The following is a 6,420-nucleotide window of genomic DNA, read 5'->3' as shown; positions in this document are numbered from 1 at the left end:
TTCTCCGACGTTTTTTCTGCCTTGACGGCAAAACCTACAGTGATTTCAAAAACTTGTTCCGCGCAGACATCGATGCAGCGGCCACAGTTGGTACACTCCTGAGCCGCAATTAAGGGCCCGTGACCGCGCTTGGCACCGTGAACAGGCCCGCGCAGGATGGGACGCTCCGGGCAAACCGCATAACAATCCATGCAGTTGTTGCACCGCTCGCGCCCCTTGGCAGAAATCTTGATAAATCCGACCCGGTTGACCAGGGCATAGAAGGCCCCCACCGGACAGAGATGACCGCACCAACCCCGCTCAACCACGAAGAGATCGAACAGGAATAGCGCTGCAAGCAGGGCCCAGCCAGCCCCCATGCCAAACAGCAGGCCGCGCATGGCGAGTGACACCGGATTGACCAGCTCCCACACCATCACGCCGACCACAGCAGGCACCACCAGCACCATGGCCAACAGCCAGTAGCGGGTCGCACGGCTGAACTGGCCATTGCCCTTGAGGCCAAGGCGCACCCTGAGCCAGGCTGCAGCATCCGTGATGAGGTTGACCGGACAGACCCAGGAGCAGAACACCCTCCCCCCGACCAGCCAGTAACCGGCCAGCACAATGGCAGCCCCCAGCCAGAGAGTGGTGATGGGCCAGTGACCCGCCGCCAGCGACTGCAACAGCGTGAGGGGATCGGTCAGCGGCACCGTCTCCAGCAACAGCGAGCTGGAGAGGTTGCCCTTGAGGATCCAGATGCCCGCCAGCGGCCCCAGCAAAAACAGCCCGAGCACGCTGAACTGACTCAGCCGACGCAGCAGCAGGAAGCGGTGGGAACGCCACCACCCCAGCTTGATGCTAGCCTCTTCCCCCGGATAACGACTCATAACCCCTCCGGTTTGCGGGTGGGCAGGGTGAGTCTGTCGCCGATGAGCGACTTGTTCCCCGCCTTGGCCTTCTCTTCCCAGCCGAGCCGGTAGTGATGACCCAGCTCACCTTTGGCGAGCTGGCGTGGCACCACCTTGATGGCCGCTTCCTCCAGCACGCAGGCATGCTCGCACTTGCCACAGCCGGTACAGACATCGCTGTGTACCGTGGGCAGGAACATGGCGTGTTTGCCGGTACGCTGGTTATGCTGCAGCTCAAGAGTGATCGCCTTGTCAATCAGCGGGCAGACCCGATAACAGACATCGCAGCGCAGCCCCAGATAGTTGAGGCAGGTCTCGTGATCGATGAGCACTGCCACCCCCATCCGGGCCTGATCGATGTCGGTCATCTGCTGATCCAGCGCCCCGCTCGGACAGGCCACCACACAAGGGATGTCATCACACATCTCGCAGGGCACGGCACGCGCCTTGAAATAGGGGGTGCCGGTGGTCACAGGGTCAAACAGCCGGGCGAGCTTGAGGGTGTCGTAGGGGCAGGCCTCGACGCAGAGCCCGCAACGCACGCAGGCGCCGAGAAACTCTGTTTCATCGAGGGCGGCGGGCGGGCGCAGCGCCTGGGCAGGCACAGCTTGCGCCTGCTGGCGGGCCACGCCACCGAGCCCCACGCCAAGCAGGCCCACACCGCAGGCCCCCTTGGCCATGTCGGCCAGAAACTGGCGACGACTACGACTCATCTCGCACTCCCCCGCCTTAAGCCTTCATCACCTTGACGGCGCACTTCTTGTAATCGGTCTCTTTCGAGAGCGGATCGGTGGCATCCAGGGTCAGCTTGTTGACCAGCTGGCTCGCATCAAAGAAGGGCATGAAGACCAGTCCTTTCGGCGGACGGTTGCGACCACGGGTCTCGACACGGGTCTTCACCTCGCCACGGCGGGAAGAGACGATCACCTCTTCACCACGACGCACGCCACGGGCTTTGGCATCGTCCGGGTGCATGAAGAGCACAGCATCCGGGAAGGCGCGATAAAGCTCGGGCACCCGACGGGTCATGGTGCCGGTGTGCCAGTGTTCCAGCACGCGGCCGGTGGAGAGCCACAGGTCGTACTCTTTATCCGGCGACTCGGCGGCGGGCTCGAACGGCAGGGCGAAGATGACCGCCTTGCCATCGGGTTTGCCATAGAAGCGCACCCCCTCGCCCGTTTTCACGTACGGGTCAAACCCTTCGCGATAGCGCCACAGAGTCTCTTTGCCATCCACTACCGGCCAGCGCAGACCGCGCGCTTCGTGGTACTGATCGAACGGTGCCAGATCGTGACCGTGGCCACGACCGAAGGTGGCATACTCCTCGAACAAGCCCTTCTGGACGTAGAAACCGAAGTGCTCGGCTTCGTCGTTCAGCAGCCCCTTGCTCTGCTCTTTCGGGAACTGGTTGACCTGACCGTTGGCATAGAGCACGTCGAACAGGGTTTTGCCCTTCACTTCCGGCATCTTGGCAATCAGCTCAGCCGGCCACACTTCCTCGACTTTGAAGCGCTTGGAGAACTCCATCAGCTGCCACAAGTCGGACTTGGCCCCTTCCGGCGCTTTCACCTGCTGGTGCCAGAACTGGGTGCGGCGCTCGGCGTTGCCGTAGGCCCCCTCTTTCTCCACCCACATGGCGGTGGGGAGGATGAGATCAGCGGCCTGGGCAGTGACGGTCGGGTACGGGTCGGAGACCACGATGAAGTTGCGCGGATCGCGATAGCCAGGCAGGCGATCGGTATTCATGTTGGGGCCGGCCTGCATGTTGTTGTTACACATCACCCAGTAGGCGTTGAGCTTGCCATCTTTGAGCATGCGATCCTGCAGCACGGCGTGGAAACCCACCTTGTCGGGAATGGTCCCTTCTGGCAGTTTCCAGATCTTCTCGGCAATGGCACGGTGTTTGGGCTCGGTCACCACCATGTCGGCGGGCAGACGGTGGGCAAAGGTACCCACTTCACGCGCGGTGCCACAGGCAGAGGGCTGGCCGGTCAGTGAGAAAGGACCATTACCCGGCTCGGAGATCTTGCCGGTCAGCAGGTGGATGTTGTAGCAGAGGTTGTTGGCCCAGACGCCACGGGTATGTTGGTTGAAGCCCATGGTCCAGTAAGAGACCACCTTCTTGCCCGGATCGGCATAGAGCTTGGCCAGCTTTTCCAGCTTCTCTTTGGAGACGCCGGAGAGCTTGGAGACCGACTCCACATCGTAATCCGCCACGAACTTGGCAAACTCCTCGAAGGTCATCGGAGTGGCATCGCCGCTGTCCGGGTTCTTCGCTTTCTGCTGCAGCGGATCGGTCGGGCGCAGGCCGTAACCGATGTCGGTGGCCCCCTTCTTGAACACGGTGTGCTTGTTGACGAAGTCCCAGTTCACCTTGTCGTTCTGGATGATGTAGTTGGCGACATAGTTGAGGATCGCCAGGTCGGTCTGCGGGGTAAACACCATGCCGTTGTCCGCCAGCTCGAAGCTGCGGTGCTCGAAGGTCGAGAGCACGTGCACCTGCACATCCGGGTTGGAGAGACGGCGATCGGACATCCGCGACCAGAGGATGGGGTGCATCTCGGCCATGTTGGAGCCCCACAGCACGAACGCATCGGCCTGCTCGATATCGTCGTAGCAGCCCATCGGTTCGTCCATGCCGAAGGTACGCATGAAGCCGACGACCGCAGAGGCCATGCAGTGACGAGCATTGGGGTCAATGTTGTTGGAGCGGAAACCGGCCTTCATCAGCTTGGCGGCAGCGTAGCCTTCCCAGACGGTCCACTGGCCGGAGCCGAACATGCCGACGGCGGTCGGCCCCTTCTCTTTCAGGGTCGCCTTGAACTTCTCGGCCATGATGTCGAACGCCTGATCCCAGCTGATGGGGGCGAAGTCGCCATCCTTGTCGAACTGGCCGTTCTTCATCCGCAGCATCGGCTGGGTGAGGCGATCCTGGCCGTACATGATCTTGGAGAGGAAGTAGCCCTTGATGCAGTTGAGGCCACGGTTGACCGGCGCATCGGGGTCGCCCTGAGTCGCCACGACCCGACCATCCTGAGAGCCCACCAGCACGGAGCAGCCGGTACCGCAGAAGCGGCAGGGAGCCTTATCCCAATGGATGGCCGTCTTGTCGGTACTGGTGATGAGATTGGCTGCCAGCGTGGGGGCACTGACACCGGCCACGGCAGCGGCAGCTGCCACCGCGTTGGCCTTCATAAAGTCGCGTCGACTCAGCTTCATGGCATATCCTCACATTGCTTATCGCGTAATAGTTGTCGAATCTGTCGAACGGGAGCCAGCCATCAGCGGCAGAGGGCACGCCCGGCATCCCATCACTCTTTTCAGTGACCGCCCAGTTCATCGAACTGGTGGTAAATCAGGGCGGCAGATAGCACACCCGGCATCGCCTGTATCGCATCAATGGCCGCCATGATCGGCCGCTGGCTCGGACCTTCCAGGGTCACGACCAGCTTGCCCTCGTCACTGACGGCGTGGATCTCGGCCCCTTCAAGGGCGCCAATCTGCTCGGCGAGCTGATGGCGCAAGGGGGGCTGGGTCAGCACCACCAGACTCGATACATGGAACTCCTGATCCATTGTGGCTTCTGTGTCACACGGCTTCTGACTCATTCTGACTCCTGCTTGAGGGTGGACTGGCTCGTAACACCGGATGGGGCGGCTCGCCCATCGACCTTGATGCTGCCAACCGGACAATCCTGCACGCAGGCGCCGCAGCCATTACAGCGATCCGGCTCGACCGTCGGGGTGGGCACACGCCCCAGCACCGGAATAAAGCGAATGGCATTGGGCTCGCAGCTGTCCTGACAGCGCTGGCAAAACACCTGACCATTGGCCAGACAGTTGGCCTCGATATGGGCCTTGTAGTGCCAGGGGGACTCGCTGGTCGGGCGAAACAGCGGCACCTTGCAGACCGTGACGCACTCGGTGCAGAAGGTGCATTCGCCACGCTGGAAATCGACCACCGGAAAACCGCCCTCGCCATTCACCAGGATCTGCTCCGGACAGGCGGCCAGACAGTCCCCGCAGCGGGTACAGTCGGCGACAAATGCCGACCAGTTGACTGACCAGGGCAACTGCACCGGCGGTTCGGCGGTTCTCAGCCGCCCCCGGAACAGGCCGCGGCGGGCAAGATCGATCTCATCCGGCATGTTGACTCCTGTTCTGGTGAAAAAGGGGACAGTGCGAGTCCATGATTGGCATTCTTGATACCAATTATAAGAGTGGGTGTATATTGCGGCCCTGACAAGGTAAGGGATATACCACCAGGGAGATAAACAGGGGGGATTCTTGCGCCAGATCAAAGCCTTGCAGCGCAATAAAAAAGGAGGTGTCGGTTAAAATACCTCCATGTGAGGATTGCTATTTAATCGTTGGCGATTTTTGCGGTTATCCGCCGATCGAGGCGAGATGAGGGGTGATACCAGCATTGCCCTCATGGAGACGATGGGTGGCACTCTTGCCCGCCAGTGCCGCGCGAATACGCTGTTGCAGCTCATCAGATTGCCCATCTGCGCCGAGCAGATCCCGCAAGTCGATGCCGTTGTCGCCAAACAGGCACAGATGCAGCTTACCCAGCGAGGAGACCCGCAGCCGGTTGCAACCGGCACAGAAATCCTTGCTGTAGGGCATGATAAGCCCCACCCCGCCCTGCGAATCGGGGTGCATAAAGACCTGCGCCGGACCGTCATCCGTGCCCCGCAACTGCTGCACCCAGCCACTCTCCAGCAAGCGCTGTTTGATCTGCTCCCCGCTGACATGGTGGTCACGAAACAGGGTATCCATCTCGCCGGTCTGCATCAGCTCGATAAAGCGCAGCTCGATGGGCTTGTGCCTGATCCAGCCCAGAAAGGCATCGAGCTGGTAGTCGTTGAGCCCCTTGAGCAGCACAGCATTGATCTTCACCGATTTGAAACCGGCGGCCAGTGCTGCTTCGATCCCCTCCATCACCTCGGCCAGCTTGTTCTCACCGGTGATCTGGTGAAACTGGCGCGGGTCGAGACTGTCGACACTGACATTCAGCGCGTTGAGTCCGGCATCAAACCACTCCTGAGCCCGCTCCTTGAGGCGATAGCCGTTGGTAGTCATGGCGACCTTCTCGATACCCGGGGTGGTGGCAATCACCTTGACGATCTCGGTGAAATCGCGGCGCAGGGAGGGCTCGCCCCCCGTGATGCGCACCTTGCGAGTACCCATGGCGGCAAAACCGCTGACCACGCGGCGGATCTCGTCAATCGAGAGAAAGGGTTGACGCCCCGCTTTGTGACCTTCCGGGGGACGATAACCGTCAGGCAGGCAATAGGTGCAACGGAAATTGCACACATCGGTCACTGACAGACGCAAATAGTAAAAACGACGGGAAAAACCATCTTCAAGTGGCAACATAAACACCTTTCCAAATACGGGAGGCCAGGGCATTTCTTTCCTGACCCTTACAGCTCGAACGTCGGCTGACGGCTGGTTTTCCCCTATCGCTAGGACTTAGGCAAAACCGCTCGGAGTTCATCTAGTTTTTCGATGCTAACACAAGTTGG

The 6,420-nt window shown here is 60.8% G+C and carries 6 protein-coding genes and 1 riboswitch; all 6 genes read right to left on the bottom strand.

The window, feature by feature from the left end:
* The coding region (gene napH, locus G5358_RS05105) for a quinol dehydrogenase ferredoxin subunit NapH (RefSeq protein WP_421323739.1) at positions 1–869 on the bottom strand (869 nt) is incomplete at its 3' end.
* Complete coding sequence (gene napG, locus G5358_RS05100) at positions 866–1,603, bottom strand: ferredoxin-type protein NapG (RefSeq protein WP_005353463.1); 738 nt, start codon at positions 1,601–1,603, stop codon at positions 866–868. The genes napG and napH, both read right to left, overlap by 4 nt.
* 16 nt (positions 1,604–1,619) lie before the next feature.
* Positions 1,620–4,109 (bottom strand): nitrate reductase catalytic subunit NapA, encoded by a 2,490-nt coding sequence (gene napA, locus G5358_RS05095; protein WP_267511572.1) that lies wholly within the window; start codon positions 4,107–4,109, stop codon positions 1,620–1,622.
* A 101-nt stretch (positions 4,110–4,210) separates the two neighbouring features.
* Positions 4,211–4,465: a chaperone NapD gene (locus G5358_RS05090; RefSeq protein ID WP_031227438.1), complete on the bottom strand. Its 255-nt coding sequence runs from the start codon at positions 4,463–4,465 to the stop codon at positions 4,211–4,213.
* A 29-nt stretch (positions 4,466–4,494) separates the two neighbouring features.
* Positions 4,495–5,037 (bottom strand): ferredoxin-type protein NapF, encoded by a 543-nt coding sequence (gene napF, locus G5358_RS05085; protein ID WP_139410607.1) that lies wholly within the window; start codon positions 5,035–5,037, stop codon positions 4,495–4,497.
* A gap of 238 nt (positions 5,038–5,275) precedes the next feature.
* Positions 5,276–6,271 (bottom strand): GTP 3',8-cyclase MoaA, encoded by a 996-nt coding sequence (gene moaA, locus G5358_RS05080; protein WP_041202199.1) that lies wholly within the window; start codon positions 6,269–6,271, stop codon positions 5,276–5,278.
* Positions 6,259–6,399: riboswitch (molybdenum cofactor riboswitch) on the bottom strand. Its footprint overlaps the gene before it by 13 nt.
* Positions 6,400–6,420: the final 21 nt, after the last annotated feature.

Source organism: Aeromonas sp. 604176 (genome assembly GCF_049170755.1).
In the GTDB taxonomy this organism is placed as follows: domain Bacteria; phylum Pseudomonadota; class Gammaproteobacteria; order Enterobacterales; family Aeromonadaceae; genus Aeromonas; species Aeromonas veronii_A.
Note: the sequence above shows the minus strand (reverse complement) of the source record. Positions and strands in the feature narration are given on the sequence as shown.

Bases quoted from the DNA above. Each gene is read 5' to 3' on its own strand.
- moaA (WP_041202199.1), bottom strand. From the start codon at position 6,271: ATGTTGCCACTTGAAGATGGTTTTTCCCGTCGTTTTTACTATTTGCGT.
- napA (WP_267511572.1), bottom strand. From the start codon at position 4,109: ATGAAGCTGAGTCGACGCGACTTTATGAAGGCCAACGCGGTGGCAGCT.
- napF (WP_139410607.1), bottom strand. From the start codon at position 5,037: ATGCCGGATGAGATCGATCTTGCCCGCCGCGGCCTGTTCCGGGGGCGG.
- G5358_RS05090 (WP_031227438.1), bottom strand. From the start codon at position 4,465: ATGGATCAGGAGTTCCATGTATCGAGTCTGGTGGTGCTGACCCAGCCC.
- napG (WP_005353463.1), bottom strand. From the start codon at position 1,603: ATGAGTCGTAGTCGTCGCCAGTTTCTGGCCGACATGGCCAAGGGGGCC.